The organism is Streptomyces olivochromogenes (genome assembly GCF_001514115.1).
Classification (GTDB): domain Bacteria; phylum Actinomycetota; class Actinomycetes; order Streptomycetales; family Streptomycetaceae; genus Streptomyces; species Streptomyces olivochromogenes.
This window is the reverse complement of the sequence record NZ_KQ948496.1, coordinates 1-25,851: the sequence shown is the minus strand read 5'-3', so window position 1 is coordinate 25,851 and position 25,851 is coordinate 1. Positions and strand designations below refer to the sequence as shown.

Here is a 25,851-nt window from a genome sequence, read left to right as displayed (position 1 = left end):
TCCGGTGCCCGCCCGTTCGCCATACGGCGGGGTGAGGGCGTTTATCCCGCGCTCCCCGGGCTGCGGTGGCCCAGGCGGCGCAGGTCGGCCGAGCGGGTGCCGGCGGGCTGAAGATCAGCCCATGCCGACAGGGTCGCGCCGGCCGTGCCGTCCTCCAGGACCCGCGGTTTCGGCGCTCCCGGTCCGGCAGGTGTGGGCGCGGTGGTGTTGTGGCCGAGGAGGTCGAGGGCGGCCTGCGGGCCGTGGTCGCGGCGGGCGGCCGCGACGGCTTCCAGGTCCCACACCATCTCGCCGACCACGGTGCGGCGCGGGCCGCGGGCTTCGACGGTGCCGCGGACCAGGAGCAGCCCGGAGTGGAAGATGGTGTGCGCGCACTGTTCGTGGGAGTCGTCGAAGAACGCCAGGTCGACGAGGCCGGAGCCGTCCTCCAGGGTCACGAAGATGACCCTCTTGCCGGACGGGATGGGTGGGGTCTGGGTGGAGGCGCGCACGCCGGCCACCAGGACGCGCTGTCCGGGGTGCAGGCGCTGCAGGTGGGCGGCGTCGGTGGCGCCGAGCTCGCGCAGCAGCCGGTGGTGGTGCTCCATCAGGTGCTGGGACACGTCGATGGACAGGACATCGAGCTCAGCACTTACCCGCTCCCGGCTCGACATCTCGCGCAGGCCGCTGGGTTCAGGGCTGACGAGGGTGTCGCCGAGTGCGAGCTGTCCGTCGGCGGTGGTGCGGTTGCGGGCGTGCCGGTGCAGTTCGGTGGCCTGCAGCAGCAGATCCCGCCGCGTCAGCGGGCCTTTGACCGCATCGAGAGCACCGATCTGGATGAGACGCTCGGCGATCGGCCGCGAGGGTCGGGCCCGCTGCCAGAAGTCCTGCGGCCCGGTGTAGGGCTGGTGGGCGGCGATCCGTGCGGCCTCCGCCTCGCTCATCCCCTTCACCGTGGACAGCGCGAGGCGCACGCCCCAGCTGCCGTTCCCGGTGGCTTCGACGCGGTGCTCGGGGTGCGAGCGGGAGACGTCGACCGGGAGGACGGGGACGTGGTGGCGGCGGGCGTCGGCGACGATGACCCGCATCGGCCACATGCCCGGATCGTGCTCCAACAGCCCTGCATACAGGGCGGCCGGATGATGCGCCTTGAGCCACGCGGACTGTACGGCGGGCACCGCGAACGCGACCGCGTGAGCGCGGCAGAACCCGTACGCGCCGAACTCCTTCACCGTGTCCCAGACTTCGTCGACGACGTGCTCGGCGTAGCCGCGCTCGGTGGCCGCGGCCTTGAACCAGGTCTCCACGCTGGGCAGGCGTTCGGGATCGGCGAGGGCGCGGCGGGCGACATCGCTGGCGGCCCGGTCGCAGCCGGTCATGCGGGCGAGGATCGCGATGATCTGTTCGTGCCAGATCACCACCCCCTTCGTGTCGTCGAGGATCGGCACCAGGTCGGGGTGCGGGTAGTGCGGCTTTGCGCCGTGCCGGGCGGCGATGAACCGCGCGGGCATACCGCCCTTCACCGGGCCGGGCCTGAACAGCGAGATGTCGGCGATGACGTCCTGCATGTGCCGCGGCTGCAGCCGCCCGACCAGGTCCATCTGGCCCAGCGACTCGATCTGGAAGCAGCCGAGCGTGTCCGAGCGGCGGATCATCTCGAAGGTGGCCTCGTCGGCGAGGTCGACGTGGTCGGGGTTGTCGAGGTCGAGCTGCTTTCCGGTGGTGCGGCGGATCTCGTTGACCGCGTGCGCCATCGCCGACTGCATGCGTACGCCGAGCACGTCCAGTTTGAGCAGGCCGAGGTCTTCGACGTCCTCCTTGTCGGCCTGGACCATCGGGTAGTCGCCGCCCGGGGTGGGTTGCACCGGCAGCCGGTCCAACAGGGTGGCGTTGGAGAGGATGACGCCGCACGGGTGCATGGCGTAGCCGCGGACGAGCGCGTCCAGGCCCTCGGCGAGCTCGAACAGCGGCCCGTACTCCTCGGCCCGGCCGGCGAGTTGCTTCAGCTCGGGCAGCTCGGCGAGCGCGGAGCGGATGTCACAGGCGCGGATGTGCGGAAACGACTTGGCGATCATGTCGACGGTCTGCGGGGCGATGCCGAGCGCGAGCCCGGCATCGCGCAGCGCGTGGCGGGCGCGGTAGGTCTCGGGCATGCCGGTGACCGCGACCCGCTCCTTGCCGAAGCGTTCGAAGATGCGGTCGTACACCTCCAGCCGGCGCGCGGACTCCACGTCGACGTCGATGTCCGGCAGCGACGTCCTGCGCTCGGACAGGAAGCGTTCGAACAAAAGCCGGTGCTCGAGCGGATTCGCGGTGGCGACGAACAGGCTGTGGTTGACCATCGATCCGGCGCCGGAGCCGCGCGCGGCGACCCGGATACCCATCGCCCGGACGTGTAGGATCGAATTCGGAATTTCCTGTTCCGCCGTAACGACCTGGGGCTTTCCAGTCGTCTCATTTGAGGGACACGGCATTTCTGTCTCACGATCTTGGCCCATCTCGTGGTCTACTCCATGGGCTCGTTGAGCGGGATCTCAGCCACGCGTTCCCAGGCGATGGACGGTCACGGATCGCCTGCAGGATCCCAAGCCGTGGAAGCCTTGCCTGGCTGGTGACATGCCCACGGACGGGGCGAGACCTCCTTTGCTGGCGCTGGGATTCGGACGGTTCGCCTTCGATCTGTCCCGCTGTCCCGTCTAATCTCGGGCGATGCGGTGCTGGGGAGATACGCAAGTGCCAGGCGCGCGTGAACACCCACCGGATACGCAAGCCGGGAAAAGCACGCGGGCTGCGATCAGCGGACCCGCAGCAGGAGCCCAGGTTGATAGGTCAGCAGGGGCGGAGGACCATGAGAGCCGATCATCCAGGTCTGGTTCGATTGTCGCAAAAAGGGGTCAGATTACGGTCTGTGACTCTAGTCTGCATATATGGGGGCGATCGCGCGGCTGCGCATCACCGTCGACGAGGTGGCATTCGACCACGGCGGCGTGATGGCTCGGCACCGTCCAGGCGGGGAACGGGGTCAGATCGACGCGGAGTTGCGGGCAGTGGCGAAAGCGCGGCGCCGGGCGGGCGTCGGCACAGCAGCGACCGACGCGCCGGTCGAGCGATACGTGGCAGCCTTGGACCGGCTCGGCAGACAGCTGGGAGAACACTTCCTGGCCGGAGACGCCGGAGCCGCCCTCGGTGCGGCGCTGGGGGCGCAGGAAGCGCTGCGGCTCGCGGTCGAGGTCGAGGACCCTGCCCTTGCTGACCTGCCGTGGGAGCTGACGGTACCGCCTGGGGAGTCGGAGTCGTTCGCGCTGGACCGGCGGTTGCAGGTGTTCCGCACTGTGCCGGCGCGGTCCCAGGTGGCGGCGGTGCCGACCGCCGGGCCGCTACGGATCCTCGCCGTCGTCGCCAGCCCTGAGCGCGGCGACGACGAGCGGTTGGACTACGAAGCTGAGGTCGACCGGCTGCTTTCCGCGACCGATCCAGCGGTGCACGGTAGCCAGGGAGCCGAGTTCGAGAAACTGGAGTGGGGTTCCCTCGCAGGGATCGAAGCGAAGTTGCGTACCGGAGCGTTCCATGTGCTGCACGTGACGGCTCACGCCGGGCCCGGGGTGCTGGTACTGGAGGACGACGAGGGTTACCCCGACTACGTGTCCACCGCCCGCTTTGCCTCAGCCTTGCTGTCATCGGGACACGTGCCACCCCTCGTCGTACTCTCGGCTTGCTCTACGGGGTCGGGCATGAAGACCAGTAGCGAGGACTCAGATGAGTTCAAGGGGATGGCGCGGGGACTGCTCCAGCACGGGGTTCCCACCGTCCTGGCTATGACTGCGACGGTGAGTGACCTCTATGCAACCGAACTCGCGGGCATGTTCTACCAGTTACTCGCCGCGGACTCCGCCGTCGATCCGCTGACGGCGTTGACCCAGGCCCGCCAGGGCCTGGAGCAGGCGAGGGAGCAAGGCGATCGGACGGCACCCGGCCGGGCACAGGTGGAATGGTGGGTGCCGACGCTGTTCACCGGCGCAGATCCTGGTCCCTTGTACATGCCCGCTGAGGGGCCGGTGCCCCAGCGAGCGGCCCGTATTCCGTTCGTCGGTCGACGCGCCGAGTTGCGCACGCTGGGGCGAGTCCTGAAGTCGCACGAGCCGCACATAATGCTGCACGGCCTTGGCGGCAGCGGGGTGCGCAGCCTGGCCAATGCACTCGCCGAACGGTTGCCGGGAGCGCCACGGATTGTCCGTGTCCGCTGTGACAGAGGGGTCGGTGGTGTCCTCGACAGCATCGCTGATGCGCTGGATCTGGTGCCGTGGCAAGGCGTCGGTTCCTGGTTCCGCTACCTCGACACGATCTGGCCGGCGCTTCAATACGGCCCCGTGCTGCTGCTCGCCAATGTTCCCGACGCTGTGCTCCTGCCGCCGGCGGCGCCCGGCGAAGCCGACTGGCTGCTCGCCGACCAGCAACTCGCCTGGTTCTTCACCACCTGGACCCAGCTCACGCCGACCACGCCGCTGGTGCTCACCGCCCGCCGGCGGTTTGCCCTTCCCGGTACCCCCCGAATGCACCGGCATCAAGTCGGACCTCTGCACCCCGTCGAGGCACGCCTGCTCGCCCGACGTTTATCCACTCTGGACGCGAACGCACAGACCCGAGTCCTGCAGGCGGTCGGCGGCCATCCGGGCATTTACCATCAGGTCGCGATGAGGGCCAGTCAGGGGTTGCCAGCCGGGAGCGGCGAGGTGGATCGACTCGTTGAGTCTGCCATCGACGAAGCAGCGGACGCCGCCGGTCTGACCCATCTGGCCATGGACACTGACTGGCGGCTGCTTCTCGACGCGGCGGTGTTCGAGGTGCCGGTCGGCGCCGACGCGTTCGAGGCACTGGACTCCGGTATTCCGCTCGGCACCGTGCTGGACCGCCTCTGCGCAGCCGGCCTGGTCGCCCGGGCGGACGATCGTTACCTCGTCGACCGCTGGGTCGCTGGTGTCCTGCTGCGGGGGCGGCCGGCTGATGCGGTCGAGGCGCACCGCCGGGCCGCGGCCTACTGGCGGCGTGACGACGAGCCCGGCACTCCGGCCGCCGCGCTGCTGCAGGCCCGCCGCCTGGATGCGAGCACGCTGCTGCGGGCCCGCCATCACCTGAATGCGGCCGGTGAACTGCACGAGGCCCTGTTGGTCAACGACCAGCTGTGCCGGGCGCTAGCCGATTTCGGCTGGTGGTCGCAGGCGCATTTCCTGTACAAGGACGCGCGGGGCTGGGTCCCTTTGGGGTCAGCGGACGCGGCCCGCATCGAGCGGGGCATCGGTGACCTCTGGGTCCTCGCAGGAGACGATACGACGGCGCAGCGGTATTTCGACCGGGCCCTGGCCACGTTCCGCCGGGTCGGCCATGAGGCCGAGATCGTCGGGACCCTGCGTCGGCTCGGCGTCCTCGCCATCCGTAACGGCGAGAAGAGTGAAGGCCAGAAACTGCTGGACCAGGCACGGGCCCGCGGTGAAGAGCTCGGCGCGGCACACGGCATCGCCGACACTTACCGGTACCTCGGTCTTGCCGACCTCAAGCAGAAGCGCTACACCGAGGCCGAGACACTCCTGCGCAGGGCCCTCGCGCGCTATGAAGCCGAACAAGACCACCGGTCCGCCTGCCTGGTGCACATCGACATCGGCGACCTGTACCGGTCGCGCGGTCAGTGGCATGAGGCCACTGTCGCCTACGAGAACGCTGCGTCGATCGCGATCGCGCATCCGTCGGTCAGCTTCGCCTCTGCTGGCCTGATCCACCAACGGCTCGGCGGGCTCGCCGTGGACAAAGGCCAGATCCGTGAGGCTGAAAAGTATTACGACAGCGCGCTGGAGATGCAAAAGACCACCTACGACTTGCCCGGCCAGGCTCGCACGTACCGGATGATGGCGGCCCTGTACCGGCACGAAGACAACTACGAGTCGGCAGTGGCCGCTTTGGACGAGGCACTGGATCTTGCCGAGGATATCGACGACGACCAGACCCGGGTCGAGGGGCTGGCCGAACTCGCCGACCTCTACAGGTGGGAGGGAATGCACGACGACGCGATAGTCGCTGCGGTTCGAGCCTTCCAGGTCGCCCGAGGGAGCGCTGCATCGGGCGCTATCTGGGAACCGCTGAGTGTACTCAACGACGTCCGGGAAAAAATCGGTGCACGCCAATTTGACGAAAGTCTGAGGACGGCCACCGACACCGCCACATTGAAGCAGCTACGTATGTGGCTTCGTCGGCACCGCAGATGGCTCGCCCCGTCGCGACGTGACTGGACCGTGCGAGGACTTCTGGCCTTAGCCATGATTGAGGAGCGGAACAAACCGCGACGTCTGCTCGACAATATCCAGCGGCAAATGACCGGCTACCTCGCCGAACTGACGCGGCCGATGTTCGCGCTCGCCGTGGTGACCGCTGTCGGAGTCCTCATCACAGGTGCGACACTGCGCTATACGGGCCTGCCGGAAGCACTGAAGGCGCTACTGTTCGTTGCCCTGGCGGGCGTCGAGGTCGCCGGAGCGGCGCACCGGGCCACCGTACTGCGGGGCCTGCGCCGGGCACCCAATTGGTTCGTCGCCACGATCAGTCAGCCCGTCGCCCCATTGGCCGGGTTGGTGAGTTGGCTCGTCGGGCTGGCAAGTCTCAAGGCGGGGTTGTCGCCGGTACCCAACGTCCTGCTCCCCCTGCTTTACCCCCGGTGGAAGTGGCCGTGGTCGGACTTCCGCTGGTGGCCGATGCGGTTCGGGGGCATCCAAGAATTCGGAGTCACCGAATTCGTGCAACTCGGTGGATACTGGCTGCTCATGTTGCTCGCGTTCATGGCGTGCGCCGTCATCGGCGCGCGGCTGCGGACCGGTCAGCCCCTCACCCGGCCAGAGCAGCTTCGCCCGACGAGCCCACGCCGTTGGTTTCGCAACCTTGCCATCGACGCCACACTAGAGACGGTGGCGGATGACCGACGACGCGGCGACACCCCAGAGCGTCAGCTGGACGGGCGGCGACGGCTCATCCAGTCTGCGGCGAAGGCACAACGCTTGGGACTGACCTCCAAAGCCGTCGATGCTCTCGTCGTGGCGTACGACATCGACGGGCATGCCAGCAAGTGGTCGACGGTGCGGGAAGCCGTCCACGAACTGGCTGCCCGGATGGGCGAGAGCACGGAGGCGGTGATGGGCACAGCGTCACCCATCCAGGTACTCGACCTGCTTGGGCAGGCAATCGAACACGAGCCGGTACGAGCCCGGGCCGCGCTCGCCGCGTACTGCACCCACCTGTCCGTGACCGGACTGGCACGCCGGGACCTCGATCACCATCACGTGCTGGAGGTGGCGGAACGTGCCGTGGAGCTCTACTCCGAACTGATTCCGACCAATGTCAAATGGTTCCGGCCGTTCGCCGCCATCGCCAGCGCCGATGCCGCCAAGGTCTTCCACGCTACCGGGTCGACGGACCACGCGATCGAGTGCCTGCGCTTCGCCATCACCACGCTCCGGGAGCATGGCTGGGACGCTTTTTGGTGGCGGACGGAACTCCTGCGCCTCCAAGTCGAACTCGCCCGCAGTTTCATCGCGCTGCACCGGACAAGCGAGGGCATAAACGTCGTCCACGAGATGCTCGCCGACATCAACCAATACTTCACCGGGCCCGGCGAGCAACTGCCTGCTGAACTCGGCGCTGCGGTCAACGAGCTACGGGAGTGGGCCGACGGGGTCGACAGCGCGAACCGGCCGCCCGACGAGGGACCCCGATGACCATCCCCACGACCGCGTACGCCGTCGCCGTCTTTCTGGTGCTGGTGCTGCCCGGCATCGTCTACGGCGTAGTCCGGGCGACCGTCTCCGGTAATCGCCCCCACGACCGCGGCTGGACGCCCCGGGTCCTGCAGGCGATCCTTGTCAGCATCCTCCTCGACACCGTGTACCTGCTGGTGCTCGGCAAGACAGCGGTCAGCTGGGTCACCGAGGGCACTGACACTCTGCGGGCGCACCCCCGCCTCGCCGCCCTCGCCGTCCTCTGTCTCGGCCTACTCGTCCCAGCACTGCTCGCCTATCTCCGGCACGGAGAGCCACGCTGGCGCGAGGCGAGGGCAATCGGCCGGTTCCCGGTCAGAGTGCCAGCGCGCGGCACCACGAACTCGCCCGTGCCGACAGCGTGGGACCAGGTCGCCAGCCGACTGGAAGGCCGGTGGGTGCGGATCAGGCTCAGCGACGGCCGATGGGTCGGCGGCTGGTTCGCCACCAAATCGTTCGTCAGTACCTACCCCGAGCCACGCGACATCTTCATCGAGGACCAGCACCACATCGCCCCGGACGGCACGATCGGCGACCCGGTGAACGCGACTGCCGGGGTCTGGGTGTCACTCAAGGACGGTGACATCGTCGAATGGCTATACCCCTAATCACACCCCGACAATGAGGAGACGCCGCAATGAGAGGTATCTGGCCCTTCCGCCGCCGCAAGCGCGTTGAGCGCGAGTTCGGCGACGTCCGAGACCTACAAGACACCCGTACGGTAACCGCCCGGATCGCGCCGCAGAAGCCTGCCAACCCACCGCCCGGGCCCTCGGGGACCAGTACCGCATCCGACGACACCCAGGCGCCGGACTCGGGCTGAGGCAGGCCAGTCCGTCCTCGATGGCTAGATGATTGGGTTCGAGGGATGGCCTGCGGACATGAGACGAGGGCGTCCAATGTCAGTGTGTGAAGACAGACCTGGACACCCTCGCAACGGCACTCTATGCCCGGATCGACGACGAGTTGAAGGCTTCGCCGTGGCTGGCCCCGTGTCGGCCCGCCGTCGGGATCGCACCCACACTCAGTGACGACGCCGAACTGGTCACCCTCGCGGTCACGTCAGCGCTGCTCGGTTACATTTCCGAGCGGCGCTGGCTGCGCCGTGTCGGGGCGGACTTCGGCCACCTCTTCCCCTACGTGCTCCAGCAGTCCGGCTACAGCAAGCGGCTGCGCGCCGCGTCCTCGCTGCTCACCAGCATGATCCGGATCCTGGCCCGGACACCGCCGGCGGCAACAGGAGGTGCAGTCATGCCTGGATCAGCCGCAGATGTCGATGCCGAAGGCGTCGAAGGATCGGAGTCCCGCACTCCTCGTCGTCCTCGCCGGCGGGCCTTAGGGGTCCGTTGCCAGAACGGCACGGTTGCCCCGCGGCGGTGCTGGCAGCCCGTATTCCTTGCGGAGCGCCGCGACCATGTGATTGCTCACGCTGAAGCGGCGGGCGATCTCTGCCTCGGAGTAGCGCCGTCCGAGCTGCGCCAACACCACCCTGGGCAGGCGGCGTTTGAGTTCCTCGCGCTTCGTTCCGGCGAGCCGTGCCTGGTACAGGTTCTGCGCGAGAGGCACTCGCTCAAGGATGTGGTGGATCACGTGGGAGGAGGTGCCCAGCCGGTCGGCGGTCTGGGCGGCGGTCAGGCCCTGTTTCCGCATCAGCTCATGAATGTCCCGGGCCTGTACTGCTGCCGGGTCGAAGCCGGGCAGGGCCAGGCCGTCGAGGAGTTTCACCGGGGGCTTCCACACCGTGGGCTCGCTGATTCCGCAGCGGGTCAGAAATGCGTGGGCTGTTGCCTCGAGTTCGGCTACGAACTGCGGCGTCAAGGTGGCGGGGAAGCCGGAGAGTTGGCTGCGCAGCTCAGGAGCGAGTCCTACCGGCATGGCGCTGATCCGTTCGATCAGGTAGCACCGGGTGACGAGGTAGCGGGGGCCTTGGCCCACAGCTGCCTGGGCGGCGTGACAGAACCGGTGCCAGTCCTCTTCGGGCAGCACGTCGCTGTAGTTGAGCTCGCGGCGGCGTTGGTAGTCGATGGGGGGTGGGGTGTGGTCCAGATGCTCGGCCAGTCGGAGCAGGGCTCGCTGGGTGTCGGGCCAGCGCGGGTTGTTCTGCAGGGCGTGCAGGACCCGGAAGTTGCTCTCCTGGGTGCTGGCATCGCCCAGGATCTTTGCTGCCCGGGGGTGGGTGAGGGTGTTGCCGGTCTGCAGGATGAGGCAAGGCAGCGCCACCTGCACCGTTCGCACATTGAACCCTTTCGGTGGCAGCATCCTCAATGCCCACCGGCCCCACATCAGGCCCGGGAGCCTCTTCGCCCGTCCTGCAGCGGCAGTGACGTGCATGTAAGTGCCGGGCAGGCTTGATCCGGTGCGGTAGCGAAGGACGGATCCACGCTGCATCGTGGGCTGAAGAGCCTTGATGATGACGGCATTCAGGACGGGACTGCATCCTTCGCCCCAGGGCCGTACGTGGGCGGGGCTCGGCGGCTTCGTGGGGTAGTAGATGCTGATGAGCCAGCGCATCGCCTCGCCGGCCGCGTGCACATCAGGTTGAGCCAGGATTTCCGCTGCCGCCGTCAGGGAAACGGCGGTGACGGCGGATCGGGACGGGGCCTTGCCGCCGTCCCGCGACGGGGTCTGAGCGTCCCGGGGTAGCTCTGCTGGCAGAAGGTGTGCGCCGAGCTCGACGAGGTCGTCGGGCAGCACGCCGGTCAGGTGCTGTCGTGTGGCTCTGTTGATGACCCGGCAGGCAAGCGCCTTGAAGTCGCCCAGCGCGGTGATCGCGTTCTGTGGATGCTCCGCGTAGAGGCCCATGTCGGCAAGGTCGCGGGTGATGATCTGGTTCAGCATCTGCTGGGCGAGTAGGGCCCGGTGCCCGTCGGGCAGATAGCAGTGCGGCACTTCTGTGAGCGGATGGCCGCATCGGAGAGCTGCCCGGCCGCGCGTTCGCGCCTGCCCGGCCAGGGAGTTCATGCACCGGCTCGGCTCGGATAAGTGACTTGCCGGATAGGGCTGAAGACGCGGCATCCGGCAGCACACAGGGCACTGGTCGCCGAGCAGCCGACGGTGCTTTACGCAGGCGAAGGACCAGCCCAGACGCCAGCGCAGCAGCCATCGGCCGCCGTTCTCGCGAAGGCAGTCCGGGCAGAAGAAGGACCCTCGTGAACGCCCCCACAAACGCCGCGGGTGGATCATGCGTGGTTTGGGTTCGACAACCAGGGCCCGACCGTCGTAGTGGGCAAGAGTCATCCGGCGGAGCCGGGCGGGCTCGACACCAGTGGCTGCGGATAGGGCTGCGGCTTCCGCGTCGGGGAGCAGAGTCAGCCACGAGGGATGCTTCTGAGGATGCTGCCGCAGGTCACTGAGTCCGAGATCAGGCAGGAGATCGTTCCACGGGGTTCGCAACTGACGGCTCACCGCCTCCAGCCATGAGTCGAGCGCTTCACCGGGAACGGGTTCAACCCGCAGCGGCAGCGTTCTCATCAGCGTCATGTAACGGTCACCCTCGCGGCGGCCTTTGCGGTCCGGGAGCGCGGCCGGGTCGTCATCCGTCCGCGGGCGAACTTCTTCGCGAGCGCCTTGCGCGCCCGCTCCGCCGCCGCGTCCAGCTTGACCTGGTCGAGGAGTTCCTCGTCCAAGAGCTCGATGCCGGTGCGGGCCGCGCGCTGACATCCCCGGTTGATCAGCGTCATCAGCGAACCGATGTGGCCGGTAGAGCGGATGTAGAGGTAATCGGACAGCTCGTCCGCGAGCATGCCGGGGAACTTCCGGCACAGCACGATCCGCTGCTCCAGGGCGAGCAGCAAGCTGCGCCACTCATGACGGTGCTTGTCGTTGGTGACGACGAACGGCTCCATCGTCAGCGGGGTGGTGCGCCGCGCGGTCTGCGCGATGGTGATGTTTCCGCAGGGGTTGGCCTCGGAGTACAGGCCACGATTGCCCAGCTCCACACCGATGAAGATGATCGTGACGGGGAACTCGTTCGCGATGTACTTGAAGTGGTTGCTGACCTCGGTCCCATTGCGGTCATGCCACTTCAGGAAGTGCAGGTCATCGATGACCAAGATGCGTGTCTCGCATTCCAACACGCAGTCCAGGGCGCGCTGCGCGAAGAGCGTGGCGGTGCCGGTCTTGCGGCCGGGGTGCGCGAAATACTCCAGCAGCGACCGGTTGAAGTCCTTCATGCCAATGTTGCTGGTCAGGCCGACCCGGCAGACCGGCCACCGCTCGTGTCCGGAAGCGGTGAACGCGCCCTCCCGCTCGATCACCCGCCGGTGATACTTCAGCACGAAGTCCAGGACCGCGGTGGTCTTGCCGAGTCCCGGGAAGGCGTCCACCGCCACAGCGCCCTTGGCCTGGTCGCCGTCCTGCTGATTGCTGTCGATGATGTCCCGCAAGTCTTCGTGCAGCGCCTTGAGTTGCGGCGTGCCGATCGGCCCCAGGTTGGCATGCCAGACGCTCCGGCCCTGCTCGTACTCCACAAGTGCCGCCTCGCCCAGGTCCGCCTTCTGTTTGAGGGTGAGCAGCTCCGGCGGCTGCCGCTTCGGCGCCTCGGCAAGAGCGCGAAGGCCCTCCTTGCGGGAGAGAGTGAGGTTGTCCAGCGGCGGGTTCTCGGGGCGGGGTAGCGTCACGCGTCCTCCAGGGCATCGTCGTAGAAGTCCCCGTCGTCATCGGGGCCCTCGAGTTCGTCGTCCTCGTCGTCGTCGCTGGGCACCGAGCCCTCGTACGGCTCGTCCTCGCCCGCCTGGGGATCCTCCGCGTCATCGTCTTCGTCCTCGCCGGCGGCCAGGATCCGGGCGACGGACGGCAGCGCGCGGACGTCGTCCCACACGGTTTCCGGCAGGTCGAAGGCGGACTGTTCACGGGCTTGGCGCAGGGCAAGACGTCGCTCCGGCAACGTCAGCCCCAGTCCCAGGTGCCACCGTTCCAGCAGCTCGGCGACCGCCGCCTCGTCGTCGAGGAAGGGCGACTTCTCGCCCGCCAGCTTCCGGGCGAGCTCGATGGCTCCCTCGCTGATCGGGAACTTCAGCGCCGGCGCGTGTTCCCACTCCAGGGCGTGCCAGCGGCGGGTGTCCGGGCGCCGGAAGTAGATGTAGTTGATGTTGTCCGGGTCGACCTGGATGGGCCACATGCCCTTGGCCTTCACCCCGGTGTACTCGCTGCTCTCGCCCCGGTAGCCGTCCAAACCGGGGCCGTTGTAGCGGCACTTGCGGATCTCGACGCCGTAGTGATGCAGCGGCTTCCACTCGGTCTTGAGGAACTCGAAGCCGAGCGCGGGGTCGCGGGGCACCTCGATGTACCCGGCACGGGCAATCCCATGCTCGAACATCATCGCCGGCGACAGCTGCTGGCCCGGCACGTTCGCGTCGAGGAGCCCCATATGCGGCCTGTGGTGATATGTGCAGGCCACCCATTCACGGATGATGGCCTCCAACTCGTGGAGGAAGAAGAACGCGGCGTCCTCCGGACGCTCGCCCCGCGAGAACACATCCGGCCCCTTGTACCCGGGCAGCAACTCCAGCAGGCCCTCACGCAGGGTCCTGAAAAATCTCTCGATCGGCCCCTTATCCCGGCCCGTACGCAGGCGAGCCGGCTGGATCGACAGCCCAAGACGCCGGCACACCGAGGTGATGTGCTCGCTGATGTACGGCTTCCCGTGGTCGACCACGATGGTCTCGGGAACCAGCGCCGGGCCCGCAGACCCCTTCGCACCCCCGCCCTCCGGGTCCTCCTCCAGCGCCTCGCGCTCCACGAAGACAGTGTGGGGAACGCCGTGATCGGGCCAGACCGCCCACGACGGCCAGCCCTTGCCCGGCGGCCGGGGACGATAGGTCTGGAACAAAACCGCCGCGACGTCGATGGACTGCGTGGACACCGGCGTCACCCGGATCCCCGTGACACAGCGGTCGTACCAGTCCATCGCCACGGTCAGCTCGGCCTGCACCCACTTCAGCGTGATCGGGTCCATCGCGAAGACGTCCAGACGCGTGGTGTCCATCAGCAGGTACTCGCCCGGCCTGGTCGGCCGCAGCTTCCCATACGCGCCCGGCGGCCGGGAGGCGATGTCCCGGTTGCGTTTCGTGCTGAGGCGGAACGTCGGCAGCCGCCGCTCCAGCTCCTCAAGCCACCGGTACGCGGTCGCCCGGGTCGGCAGCTTCACCTCGCCCTTGCCATAGCGGGCAACCAAGCGCGGGCCGATCATGCGGATCACCTTCGCGCGAGTCGGCTTTGACTCCGACTCCTCTCCGTGCTCGGCCATGATCTCCAGGGCCATCTCCACCCACCGTCGATCGGCCCGGCCCAGCTTGCCCATGTCCCCGCTTCCGCGATCCGGGCCGCCGTGCACCAGCCCGGCCTCCCGGTCGAGAAGGAAGGCGCGCACCCACCGCTTGATGGTCCGCACGCTCACGCCCAGCTCGGTGGCCTTCGCCTCGTACCGCTGCAGCTTGGGCACCGTGGCCGCGTACTGCGGCCGTGGCTCGCCCGGCTCCGGCGCCTCCTCGCTGCCCGAACGAAAGCCGGTCAGAACCTCGTTGACATGGGCGGCCCGCTCCCTGACCTCGGCCAGCTCCCCCTTACTGAGCAGAGCGAACAGCACCGAGGCCGTCTCGCGGTCATCGTCGGCCTCCGGTCCCGGTCCGGTCGCAATGACCGTGGCCCGGCCCGAGGAGAGCGCCACCCGCAAAGACAAACGGAACCTGCGGCCGGCCCCGTCGCAGACCAGGAGCTCGTTGCCCGCGGCCGAGCCGAACATCTCCTCCACCACGACGACTTCGCCGTCGTACTTCAGCCTCGTGCCCACCCCGACACGTACCGCGGCTCCGTTCACCTGTCCTCCCGAACGAGATCCCCGCATGCGATAGACCGGCTCGTCGTCACCGTCGTCGAGTTCGGCCTCGTCGACGGGATGAGGAAGGTCGCGTCGGCCGGAGCCGATCACCGTGGCCGGCCCCTGGCCCAGGACGTGCCGCTGGGACAAGACCTCCGTCAGGTCGGTCACGAGGTGCTGGCTCCACAACAGCCGCAGCACGGCGGCCCGTACCTTCCAGCCGGGGTGTCGAGGGAAGGCGTGAAACGCCTCGCCCAGGGTCGCCCCGTGCAGATCCGTCTGACGTATCTCCGCAAGCAGTTCTTGGTCGAAGAGCCAGTCGCGGCGATAGCCCGAGAGGAAACGCAGGTTGGCCAACTCGTCTACTGGCGGCTCGGACCACACTTCGAAGTCCCAGCCGCGCGACAGGGCGACCTCGCGTGCCCAGGCGAGCGTGAAGTTCACCTTCGGTCGGGTGAGCAGGTGCCGCGGCTTGACGTCCACGACCAGTGGAACGTCCTTCTCGCGCAGCACGAGGTAGTCCGGGACATGGCGACGCTTTCGCCCGTCCACGGTGGTGGTGAGGAGGAACGGCTGGGCGAAGACGGCCGTCACGTCCTGGTCGAAGTCGGCGTAAAGCAGGCGTGTCAGCTCAAGGCGGGACTCGTAGACGACGTGGTCACGCATCGTGGAAGACCAGTGCGTGCCGGAGTAGTGCTTCTGCCCGTTGCGCCAGCGGAACGTACGCCACGGGATGGTGGGCTCGAAGACGTCGGTGCCCGATGTCGACCAGACCAGGCCCTCGTCGATCTCTCCGTCCGTGCGACGGAGACTCATCGAGACTTCGCCGATCACACGCGACATGCCCCACCCCCGAGCAGCCAGAGCGGGGCGCAGAGCTCCCGGTCTCGATCAGCTGCGACGTATCCACGATCGAGCGGGAGGGGACCGCTGCATAGAACGGGACCGGGAACGCACTACGACGAGTGAACGATCAGACGGGCGTTCGTCCCACTGCGTTGTCCCTTGGGCCAGAAAAGGGTCGCCGTCGATGAGAAAGGGACACGCGAAATGCGAACCTACAACGTCCGCGACGACTTGGGCGACCGCGAGGAAGTAGCCCTCGTAGCCGAGCCGCCCGATGACGCCGAGCTCGTAGTCCAGCTGTCGTACGGCGGCCGCATCGGTGTCGAGGCCGCGGGCGGTCATACCGGCCTCGCAACGCTGGCGCAGCAGCCGCATCGCCCCACCTCGCGCTCGGTCGGCGCCCACCACGTGCGGCTCGGGGAAGTGCGGGGTGCCCAGCCCGAGATCGCGCACCGGGTCCACGGTGCATGAGGCCGCCGTCTCCTCGGTCTCGGCCAGCAGGGCCGCCGCACGCTCCAACCCGTGGCCGGCCGCCTCCGCGATGCGTACGGCGAGCGCGGTCATCTCCGCCGTCCCCTTCAGCCACCGCTCCCCGCCGTCCACAGCGCGCCGGTCGATCGGCCGCAGCAGCCGCGCCGCATCCAGCACATCCGCCAGCCGGTGCTGTCCGGGATCGGCGTAGCGCACCGCGTTCGAGACGACGACCGGGATCCCGAGCTGGTCGCCGAGCTGCACCGCCAGTGCCGGTATGGCCCAGGTGCACGGCCTCCAGGCGCAGGCCCGGCCCGGCGATCGCCTGCCACGGCGCGAGGAGGCGCTCTGCCAGATCCGGGCGGCCCGCCATGAGCGCGGCCACCGGCTCGGAGGCAGGACCGAGCAGCACCACCAGGCCGTCACCGAGGTGCTCCTCGAGCACCGGCCACGCGGCGAGTGGCACGCCGTCCACCGGACTCGCGTGCGCGGCCGACACGATCCGGCACAACCGCGCCCAGCCGCCCGCGGTCTGTGCGAGCAGCGTGATGCGCCACCGCGCCTCGGTGACATGGGCGCCGCCGCGGACCGGTGTCCGACGCCGCCCACTGCCCGGAGCGGGCTCGGCGGCCGGAGCGACCGCGAGGTCGACCCCGAAGACGGGCCGGATGCCGGCGGCGGCCGCGGCCTTCGCGAAGTGGACCGTGCCGGCCACGGTGTCCCGGTCGGTCAGCGCGAGCGTCGTCATCCCGCGCTCGACAGCACGCTGCACAAGCGTGTGGGGGAGCGAGGCGCCGTAGCGGGCGGAGTAGCCGGAGGCGACGTGCAGATGAGTAAATCCACGGCTCCGCACCTCCTGTCTCCGCGTGTCCCTCCCCTGACCTGTGACCTCTCCAGGTATCCACCACAACTCGTAATCGCGCAAGTGTTCGAAAGAGTGAATCGGTGCTGCCCCCGCCACTGTGACGTTGGTTGTGACGGAGCACGACAGTTTGCGAGTGGAGCACGACAGGCTTGCGAGCGAGTCGCCGGTGACTCTCTGTACGGTGGCTCGGAGGAGCCGTCCTGTCCCCGCGATGTGTAGGCAGTCCGGCTCTTCTGTAGGCGGGTGCGTCAGCGTCCCGGTCATGTGTAGACAGGCTTCGCAGACGTCAGCGCGAAAGCCCGGACTGTTGTGACAGCGGCGAATAGGAGTACGCGCTCCTGCCGAGAGGGCTGACGGTGGAGGTCGCGGCAGGAACCCGGCAGGCCGTTGTCACGAACTACGCTGACATCCCCTTCCAACAGTCCAGGGAGCAGCGTGCCGCCGTCCTTCGCCCACCGGATAACCAAGTACAACCCCGCCGACCGCGACGAGCACGGGCACTACAACGGCGCTGAGGACACGGTGAGCGACCACGGGCCGGTCGAAGCGGCCTACTTGGAGGCGATCGCCGCCTTCGCGCAGGAATCGGGCATTGACCGGCTGGAGATCCGTGAACCGGAGGTCACCGGCTTCGTTAACTTCGGCCTAGAGGCGGCCGTTGACGGGCACGGCCTCGCTGGGCTGTTCCCGCCCGACCTCACCGGCTACTACGACGGTGCCGAAGTCTCAGTGCCGGTCGCGCTGGAGCTGGTCAGGGCCATGCTCCGCGACCAGGGCGCCTGGTGCCGGCTGGAGCAGCAGGACACGTTCACCGTGCACGTCGGGTGGGATCAGTACCTGTACGTCGGCAGCGACCAGCCCTGCGAAGCAGCGGTCGCCCGGACCCGCGAGCTCGGCCTGTTCGCGGAACCGATCACGGCCTCGCCCTACGCCGCAGACCTTGAGGAACCAGAGGTGACACAGGCTGCGGACGAGGAGTTCTGGGAACGAGTACGCGCAGAACTGGCCGCACCGCAGACGCTCCTCCTGGAGGAGACCTACCTCCGCAACGCCACCCGCTGGCATCGCCTCACCGAGAACAACCTCGATACCGTCCGCGCCGTGCTCGGCCCACGCGCGCTCCTGACCGTCTGGCCCGACCTCACCCCTGATGTCGATGCGGTCCTTGCCGCGCTGCCCGAGGACGAATCCGTGGACTTCGTCTGGGAGGCGCCGAACGGAACGATCCGCCACGTGACCGTCGACGAGACCCACCACCAACAGCTCACCACTTTGGTGGCAGGCGCGAGGGCGGCCTGCTCCCTGCCCCTGGCCCTCGACGAACGCCACCCGCTGTTCCACGTTGCTCTACCTGACAGTGACGGCGTGCTGCGCACCAGATGGTGACCTGGTTCTCCATGTCCTGTCTACGGGGTCGGCCCAACGCTGCTCGCCCCGACTCCGCCTGGCCTTGCAGGGCACTCTGACCGAGCGCCCTGCCGGGCCGCCTCGCCGTCACGACGGGTGACCAACCCGACTGCGAGCGGGCAAACTGCGGCCTGCCAAACTCGCAAACCATCGCGCACCACCGGCCCCCCGACCAGGCCCTTCCTCGCGATCGCTCGCAAACAATGCCGCACGGTCACATTGGTGTGACAGTGCAGCCTTGTTTGCGAGCGGTGCGCGATAGTTTGCGAAGCCACCGGTCAGGTCACGGGGGTTGCGGATAGTTTCGGGGAAACATTGGGTGGGGTGTGGGTGAGGGCGGACGAGGAACGGGAGCACTGTGGCTGTGTCAGTTTCAGAGGGAGTCATTTCGAAGCGACTTCGGAAGTCATTCTGGGGCGGGCATCGTGATCAATGTCAGTGACTTTTGATGTCACTCGGTCGCTGTGGGGCCACTCCGTCGGGTTCCAGGCTTCTCTGAACCAGACCATCGCTCTGGCTTGCGGGAGTCGCCTCGGACCGCTGCTTCGCGTTTGGCTCTTGCTGCCGTGAGTGAGGCTCTTGACCCTCACGTGGCGTCAGGCTGCATAGTCGGTGCCGTGGAGGATCACTGGACCGTGGGACGCGTGGCCGAGCTGGCCGGCGTGAGCGTTCGCACGCTGCATCACTATGACGAGATCAGGCTCGTTCAGCCGTCGGCGCGGACCGCAGCCGGATACCGGGCCTATTCGGCGGGCGACGTGGAGCGGCTGCGGGAGGTGCTGGCCTATCGGCGGTTGGGCTTCGGGCTGCGGGAGGTTGCGGAACTGGTCGGGGACCCGTCCACCGACGCGGTCGCGCACCTGCGCCGACTGCGCGGCCTGCTGCTGGAGCGGCGTGATCGCGCTGACGCCATGGTGGCGGCCATCGACAGGGAACTTGAGGCACGGGCGAAGGGACTGATGGTGACGCCGGAGGAGCAGCTGGAGATGCTCGGTGCACGGCTGTACGACGCGATCGGCGGCGCTTACACCGCAACACGGCGTACCGAGCCGCGGATCGCCGCGCGGATCTGGGACGCGCTCGGGGACGCGCAGACGGTGCTGAACGTCGGGGCTGGCACCGGCTCCTACGAGCCTGCTGATCGCGACGTGACCGCGGTGGAGCCATCGGCGGTCATGCGGGGGCAGCGGCCTGCTGGCTCGGCGCCGTGCGTGGCCGCTGCCGCGGAGAGCCTGCCGTTCGAGGACCAGTCCTTCGACGTCGCGATGGCCGTCTCCACCGTTCACCACTGGGGGGACCCGATAACAGGGCTGCGCGAGATGCGGCGCGTGGCCCGCCGCGTGGTGGTGCTCACGTTCGACACCGACGAGCCCGGATGGCAGGACCGGTTCTGGCTTACCCGTGACTACCTGCCCGAGTTCGCCGCCGTCCTCGCGGAATTTCCCTCGCTTGCTGGGATGGCCGGCGCGATCGGCGCCCGCGCTGAGCCGGTGCCCATCCCGTGGGACTGCGCTGACGGCCTGTTCGAGGCGTACTGGCGCCGACCGGGGGCGTATCTGGAGGATCATGTGCGCCGTGCGATGTCGGTGTGGACGAGGGTCGGGCCAAAGGCCGAGCAGCGCGCGGTGCGAAGCCTCAGCGACGACCTCGACTCCGGCCGGTGGGCCGAGCGCAACAGCGACCTCGCCGGCCTTGACGCGGCAGATCTCGGCCTCCGCCTGCTCATAGCTTGACCCGCGTCGCAGGTTCAGCGTGATGGCGGCTCCTGATCGGCCCGCTGGTGCTTGACCCAGCGGGTCTGGCGGCCTTCAACGGCACCATCATCGAGACCGGCACCGAGTCCTACCGGCTCGCCCAGACTAAAGCCAGGACGGCGAAGACGAACACCCGCTCAGCCTGACGAACCGCCCGGTCCCGATCAAGACCAGGGCACCTACCATCACCCCCATGAGTGACCCATCAGCCCTGGCCCCGTTCCACCTAGACGAAACCGGCGAGCCCGAACCCTCCTACTGCCTCTATCTCTTCGACGGCGACATGGAGCAGGTCGCCGACGTCTTCGAGGAGCACAACGCCGAGAGCCATGGTCACGGCTGGGAGGGGCTGGCTGAGTCACTGGTCAGTTCTCGTATGCCCGGCAGAGCGGACAAGCTCCACTTCGGATCAGAAGCCGGCACGTTCGTTGTCTCGAGCAGCGACCTTGAAGCCCTCACAGACCTGGCCGTCCTCTTGCACTCCGCCTTCCATAACCGCGAACTCCTCAGCCGGTACATCCTGACGGCCGACCCACGCTTCCTGGACCGATAGGGCCCATGAGCGGGGCCAGGACTGACCGGAACCCGGGGCCACCTCAGGGGTCTGGCACAAGTTCCGTGAGACGGTCACGCATTGTAGTTGTTGATCTTCTTGCGGTGGGTGCGGAAGACGCCTTGAAATCGTTCCTGGTGCAGGTGACACGGCCGACATTCGGTGGCCGTGAACGAGGTGTTGTCCCGGCTCCAGGAGTTGTTGTTCCCGTCGGTCCCCGGCGTCGCCGTCGTGGCCGTAGATACGCACGGCGAGGCGATACGCGTCGAGGCCCGGTGCACGCCCACCGGGGCCGCCTGTCCCGACTGCGCTCACTGGACGGAACGGGTCCACAGCTCCTACCTGCGGTTTCCGGCAGATCTGCCCGCTGCCGGGCGACGAGCACAGCTCGCGTTGCGGGTTCGGCGGTTCTTCTGCACGGCCTCGGCTTGTGGGCGGCGGACGTTCGTGGAACAGGTGCCGGGGCTGACCCGCCGGCACGGCCGGGTCACCGAGCGGCTGCGCCAGGCGATGAGTGAGATCGGGCTGGCCCTGGCAGGCCGGGCCGGTGCCCGTCTCGCCCGGGTCATGGGCATCGCGACCAGCCGCACCACGCTGCTGCGCCGGGTGATGGACCTGCCCGACCCGGCAGCGACGGAGCCCCGCGCCGTCGGCGTGGACGACTTCGCGCTCCGGCGCGGCCACGTCTACGGAACGGTCGTGATCGACGCCGAGACCCACCAGGTTCTCGACCTGCTGCCCGAGCGCGATGCCGCCACCCTTGCCCCGTGGCTCGCGGCCCATCCCGGAATCGAGGTCGTCTGCCGCGACCGCGCCGGCGCCTACGCCGAGGCAGCCAGCACCGCAGCACCCCAGGCCCTCCAGGTCGCCGACCGGTTCCACCTCTGGCAGAACCTCGCTACCGCGGTCGAGAAGACCGTCGCCGACCACCGCTCCTGCCTGCGCGACCTACCGCCGCCCAGCCTGGAACCCGAGCCCGCATGGGAGACGCCGGCCGAGGCAGCACCCGGCCAGGAGGCCGAAACGGATGACCCGACCGGCAAGTTCGCTGAACGGGCCCGCGCTCACCACGCTCTCGTCCACGGGGCGCAGGCCGCGAGCAGGGAGACGGCTGCCCCGGTGGCAACCGGCCCGAGGTGGGCGGCGGCGCCGGTGACCGGCAGGAAGCCCACGCCGGCCGACAGGGCCGCGGTGGCCAGTGCCAGTGCGGCGGTCGGGCGCAGGAAACTGCCCTGGCCGAGCCGTTTAGCGAGGTCGAGCACCGTCTGTCGGGCCTTGGGCAGCGGCGGCACGGCGGGGACGGCAACGGCCGCCCAGGCGGCGACGGCGGCGGCCAGCGCGGTCATGGCGGTGAACAGCAGCGGCAGTCCGCCTCCGGCCACCAGCGCCCCGCCGAGCAGCGGGCCGGCGGTGTAGCCGATGCTCTTGTAGAAGCCGTAGGAGCCGAACGCCCGGCCGTGCTTGGCGACGGGGTTGAGGCGGGCGACCAGGGCGGAGGCGGCCGGGGAGAAGGCGGAGGCAGCTGCGCCCTAGCCCAGACGGGCCGCCCACAGCAGCGAGGTGTTGTCGGCGAAGGCGAACAGGGCCGAGGCCGCGGCGAATGCGAGCAGTCCGCTGAGCAGTACCGGGCGGGGGCCGACCTTGTCGGCCAGGGTGCCGAAGACGGGCTTGAGGAGGACCTCGGCGCCGTCGTACAGGGCGAGCAGGCCGCCCAGGACCAGGAGCGACTGGTGGTGTCCGGTGGTGAAGCGGCCCAGGTTCGCCGCGACGCTGTGGGCACCGAACGCGGTGGTGAAGCCCGCCGCGTACAGGGGCCACAGCTGGGCCCGCTCCGACTGTTGTCCGGGGCGTGGGGCGGGGCTTTTTTGCTTGCCGGGTTGTGGGTTGTTTATGGGGGCGGGCAGGCTGGGGGCCCGGCTGTCGTGCCGGGTGGGCGCCGGATTCCACAGGTCCGGAAAATCTTGGGTGCTCGTCGGGGCGGGTCGTTCGCACTGGTCAGCCGGGGTTGGGTAGGGCTTGCAGTCGGGTGAGGGCGTCGGTGATCACGTGGGTCCAGGGCCAGTGGACGCCGAGGCGGAGGATGCGTTGCCGGCCGGTCGTGACCAGACGGGCGGCCGCCGAGAACAGCCTGAACCGGAGCTTTTTGGGTTCCCAGCGGCGGGCTGGGCCGGTCAGCGCGAGCATCGGCATCCAGGCCAGCAGGTCGAGTGCGAGCTGGACGATCTCCAGCCAGAGCTGGTTGCTGGAGGTGTGGTGCAGGGGGAGGTTGCGCAGGCCGGTGTCGCGGGCGGCGCGGATGCGGTCCTCGGCTCGGGCGCGCTGGCGGTGCCGCAGTTCCAGGGCGGCGATGGTGGTACCGGTCGTGTTGGTGGCGAAGCAGGTCAGCCGCATTCCGTCGGCGTCGGTGAACCGCAACTGGGCGCCGGGGTGCGGGCGCTCTTTTCGGACTATGAGTCGCATACCGGTCGGCCAGCCCTTGAGGACGTCCCCCGCCAGTTCGGCGACCCAGGCACCGTCTCGGGGCTGGCCGTCGGTTTCGACCGCCGGTGTCCAGGCCGTCTCCGGGATCTGTAGGACGGCGTGGTGGACGGCGTCGGTGATGGTCATCCCGACCGAGTAGGACAGCCACCGGCCGCGGCTGGTGAGCCAGTCCAGGAAGTCGTGGGTACCGCCTGCGGAGTCGGTGCGGATCAGTGTCGAGCGGCCCCGTCGGTGGTGTTTGGGCAGTTGGGCCAGGGCCAGTTTGGTGGTGGTGACATGGTCGGCGGCGGTGTTGCTGCCAGCGTTGCCGGGCCGCAGCAGCGCGGACACCGGTTCCCCGGACCCGCCGGGGCCGTGGTCGACGAATGCAATAAGTGGGTGGTGCCCGAAGGTCTTCTTCCACGTCGCGGTAGCGTCCTGCTTCTCGGAGTGGGCTACTACCAGGACACCGTCGATGTCCACGATCACCTGCCTGTCCGCATCGGGGGCGTCGGCGCCAGCCAACCGCCAGACTCGCTGGCGGACTTCGGCCCTGGACCGCCGGATCGCTGCCAGTGCGCGAGGGCCCGCGCCGGCCAGGGTGTCCACCAGCCTGGAGACGGTCGGATCGGAGGCCACCAGGCCGAACAGGGCTGGTTCGGCCCGCAGTACGCCAATGTCCGACAGGCAGTCCCCGCCCAGTGCCACCGCCAGGGCGAGGTCCAGCAGGATCTTGCCCGGGTCGTGCACCGCCCGCGGCCTGCGCCACGGCGCCAACGCCGCTGACATCGCCGCATCCAGGCCGGACTTGCGGACTGTCTCCACCAGCAGCACCCCACCGGCCTGCGAGACCAACCCATCCCCATCGTCCCGAGCGCAGACCCGCGGATACGACCCGATACGCTTGCTCACCTGGAAAGTCCCTCTTCCTCGGCAACCATCAGGATCCTGGACAAGCTTTAGCGTCCCAGCCCCCAGCGGCACTCTCTACCAGGTCAGCCAGTGCTTGAGCCAGGAGGACGCACGCCAGGAGTCTTCATGGAGGTTGCGATGCATGACGCGGTCAAGCGGCTGATTCAGCTGATGCCTCCGCCGGCCGAGGGCGGCGACACGGTGGACTGGGATCAGGTGCACGCGAACTTCGGATGGCGGTTCCCAGATGACTTTCGGGACTTCATTGCCACCTATGGGATGGGCGCCATCAGCGACTCGCTGGGCATCATGAGTCCGCCATTCGTCGGCCATCCGTACGATGACCACTTGGTCTACGAACGCCCCTACCCGCCCTCGGACAACCTCTTGCGCTGGGGTGCGAACGAGGGGGCCGATAACTTCTACTGGCGTTGCACGGATGGCGACCCGAACCGCTGGACCGTGGCTGTCCTTACCCGGTCCCAAACCTGGTACGACTACGACCTTGGCATGGTCGACTTCCTTGTCCATCTGGTCAGTGGGCACATCACGCCGCCCCTCAACGCTCAGCTGAGTATTGACCCGCCAACCTTCGAGTCTTGGCGGGAGGAGGATCGACGCATGCGCGAGTCCGACGATTGGGGCTCCTTGCTGTAGCACCTCCCAAGTGCACCACGGCTCCTGTCCCCAACTTCGCCACCGCAACACGTCGACCCAGCTCACACGCCATCGACCCGCGACAGCCCTTCTCCGGAAGCCCCTGGTCACGAAAGCCCGAGGTTAAGGGGCGTCAGACACCGGTTCCTCGCGTACACCTTCCCGTCTCGCTGACCGAACCCGCACCATCTGGCAGTACCGGCACGTCCCGGCGTTGTCAGGGCTGCTGCCGCCCTCCCCGGCGTCTCCCGGCTCAGGCTGCCCTCAGCTTCACCCAGCCGCTGAGACGACCAGGAGTCGAAGGTCTTTCACCCCCGCTCGACCACCCGGGCCGCACGATCAGGACATCCCTAGCCCGAACACCGAAGCCCCCACCGCCTGGCATCCGGCAGCCCACCGAATCACCAGTACCTCCACCACCACGATTCTGAGGGTCCTGCGCCACCTGGCGAAATACAGCGCCCGACCCCGCTCCGCCGCGGTCAGCGAACTCATGGCGTACGTCCCCACCGCAGTCGCCGTCGGCTACCTCCGCCAGCCCGAGGTGGACCTGCCTACGCCTGGCACTGATTTCGCCCGCCGGATCAGCACCCTGCTCGCCACGGCTGGCAACCGGCCCGATGTCACCAACACCCTCCCCGCACGCGCGGAGTCCCGGGAACGCGCTTCGCGTGATGCCGCTTCCTCCCGCTTGAACACGTCCTCTACCGAGCCCAGCGAGGCTACGCACGGGCAGGTGGGTGAGACCGCAAAACGGTGAACACATCTGCACCACGTCGGTTCACTCGGCCTACATGTGGTGCTGGGCGAGCCGTGTTGTACCGATCTCGGCCGCGGTGCGTGCAGGTCCGGGGACTCTTGGCCTGCACGTACTCACAGGCCGAGAGTTCCGGGCGCTGGCCGCCTCGGGGCGTGAGCTCCACCGGCACATGCGAGTTCACGCGGCCAGGACGTCCCGGAGTTCCCGTACGGCGCGTTCGTGGTGGTGCTCGGTGGGGATTGCCTCGTACAGGTCCAGGGCGCGGCGGCGGACGAGGCCGGTGCGGTAGCCGTCCGGCACCCCGGTCAGGGCGGCGACCGTACGACGGCACGCTTCCTCACTGTCGCCATCATGGTGGGAGCAGGCGGCGTCGTCGATGTGCAGCAGGGTGCGCGTCATGGTGCTGGTCGCTGACCTGCGGTGATACGGCGTTGTCCGGGGTGTTGGTCAGCGGGTCCGGCGCCGCGCGGCGAGGTCACTCTTCGTTCCCGATGCCTGGCCCCCGATCGAGCGCGGCTGGGTGTGGTGTTGACCTTCACAGCTAACGTTACTAGTCTACAGCTAATCGCATTAGCCA

At 68.4% G+C, this 25,851-nt stretch carries 11 protein-coding genes and 5 pseudogenes; 8 read left to right on the top strand and 8 right to left on the bottom strand.

The window, feature by feature from the left end:
- Positions 1-41: 41 nt before the first annotated feature.
- Positions 42-2,381, bottom strand: a pseudogene (locus tag AQJ27_RS49920) (helix-hairpin-helix domain-containing protein); the annotation flags it as partial.
- 525 nt (positions 2,382-2,906) lie between these two features.
- Between AQJ27_RS49920 and AQJ27_RS49915 the strand changes: the two are divergent.
- From AQJ27_RS49915 to AQJ27_RS60650, 3 genes and pseudogenes are all read left to right on the top strand, one after another.
- Positions 2,907-7,733, top strand: a complete 4,827-nt coding sequence (locus AQJ27_RS49915) for a CHAT domain-containing tetratricopeptide repeat protein (RefSeq protein WP_067385499.1) — start codon at positions 2,907-2,909, stop codon at positions 7,731-7,733.
- Positions 7,730-8,380, top strand: a complete 651-nt coding sequence (locus tag AQJ27_RS49910; RefSeq protein WP_067385497.1) for a DUF6338 family protein — start codon at positions 7,730-7,732, stop codon at positions 8,378-8,380. The genes AQJ27_RS49915 and AQJ27_RS49910 overlap by 4 nt, the downstream gene beginning before the upstream one ends.
- A 301-nt stretch (positions 8,381-8,681) precedes the next feature.
- Positions 8,682-8,993: pseudogene (locus AQJ27_RS60650) on the top strand (IS982 family transposase); the annotation flags it as partial.
- A 114-nt stretch (positions 8,994-9,107) separates the two neighbouring features.
- Here AQJ27_RS60650 and AQJ27_RS49905 read toward each other — a convergent pair.
- The 4 genes and pseudogenes from AQJ27_RS49905 to AQJ27_RS54240 all read right to left on the bottom strand — a co-directional run.
- A complete protein-coding gene (locus AQJ27_RS49905; RefSeq protein ID WP_079065922.1) occupies positions 9,108-11,252 on the bottom strand; it encodes a TniQ family protein in 2,145 nt (714 codons plus the stop codon).
- Complete coding sequence (locus AQJ27_RS49900) at positions 11,249-12,391, bottom strand: TniB family NTP-binding protein (protein ID WP_067385488.1); 1,143 nt, start codon at positions 12,389-12,391, stop codon at positions 11,249-11,251. Before AQJ27_RS49900 ends, AQJ27_RS49905 begins: the two co-directional genes overlap by 4 nt.
- Positions 12,388-15,405: a TnsA-like heteromeric transposase endonuclease subunit gene (locus AQJ27_RS49895; protein ID WP_235614027.1), complete on the bottom strand. Its 3,018-nt coding sequence runs from the start codon at positions 15,403-15,405 to the stop codon at positions 12,388-12,390. The genes AQJ27_RS49900 and AQJ27_RS49895 overlap by 4 nt, the downstream gene beginning before the upstream one ends.
- A 246-nt stretch (positions 15,406-15,651) precedes the next feature.
- A pseudogene (locus AQJ27_RS54240) lies at positions 15,652-16,759 on the bottom strand (PHP domain-containing protein); the annotation flags it as partial.
- A 447-nt stretch (positions 16,760-17,206) separates the two neighbouring features.
- Here AQJ27_RS54240 and AQJ27_RS49880 point away from each other — a divergent pair.
- The 4 genes and pseudogenes from AQJ27_RS49880 to AQJ27_RS59975 all read left to right on the top strand — a co-directional run.
- Entirely contained in the window at positions 17,207-18,157 is a 951-nt protein-coding gene (locus AQJ27_RS49880; protein ID WP_067385482.1) for an RNA-binding protein, read from the top strand.
- A gap of 656 nt (positions 18,158-18,813) precedes the next feature.
- Positions 18,814-19,911: a MerR family transcriptional regulator gene (locus AQJ27_RS49875; protein ID WP_067385480.1), complete on the top strand. Its 1,098-nt coding sequence runs from the start codon at positions 18,814-18,816 to the stop codon at positions 19,909-19,911.
- A 214-nt stretch (positions 19,912-20,125) separates the two neighbouring features.
- Positions 20,126-20,485, top strand: a complete 360-nt coding sequence (locus AQJ27_RS49870; RefSeq protein ID WP_067385478.1) for an Imm51 family immunity protein — start codon at positions 20,126-20,128, stop codon at positions 20,483-20,485.
- Positions 20,486-20,647: 162 nt separating this feature from the next.
- Positions 20,648-21,412, top strand: a pseudogene (locus AQJ27_RS59975) (ISL3 family transposase); the annotation flags it as partial.
- A gap of 137 nt (positions 21,413-21,549) precedes the next feature.
- On the opposite strand, the pseudogene AQJ27_RS54235 reads toward AQJ27_RS59975, so the two are convergent.
- Together AQJ27_RS54235 and AQJ27_RS49860 are read right to left on the bottom strand one after the other, a co-directional pair.
- Positions 21,550-22,242, bottom strand: a pseudogene (locus AQJ27_RS54235) (MFS transporter).
- 238 nt (positions 22,243-22,480) lie between these two features.
- Positions 22,481-23,857, bottom strand: a complete 1,377-nt coding sequence (locus tag AQJ27_RS49860; protein ID WP_079065920.1) for an IS1380 family transposase — start codon at positions 23,855-23,857, stop codon at positions 22,481-22,483.
- A gap of 126 nt (positions 23,858-23,983) precedes the next feature.
- Here AQJ27_RS49860 and AQJ27_RS49855 point away from each other — a divergent pair, with 126 nt between their 5' ends.
- Positions 23,984-24,514, top strand: coding sequence for an SMI1/KNR4 family protein (locus tag AQJ27_RS49855; RefSeq protein ID WP_067385472.1), 531 nt, complete (start codon positions 23,984-23,986; stop codon positions 24,512-24,514).
- Positions 24,515-25,451: 937 nt separating this feature from the next.
- Here AQJ27_RS49855 and AQJ27_RS49850 read toward each other — a convergent pair.
- Positions 25,452-25,673: a hypothetical protein gene (locus AQJ27_RS49850; RefSeq protein ID WP_235614026.1), complete on the bottom strand. Its 222-nt coding sequence runs from the start codon at positions 25,671-25,673 to the stop codon at positions 25,452-25,454.
- Positions 25,674-25,851: the final 178 nt, after the last annotated feature.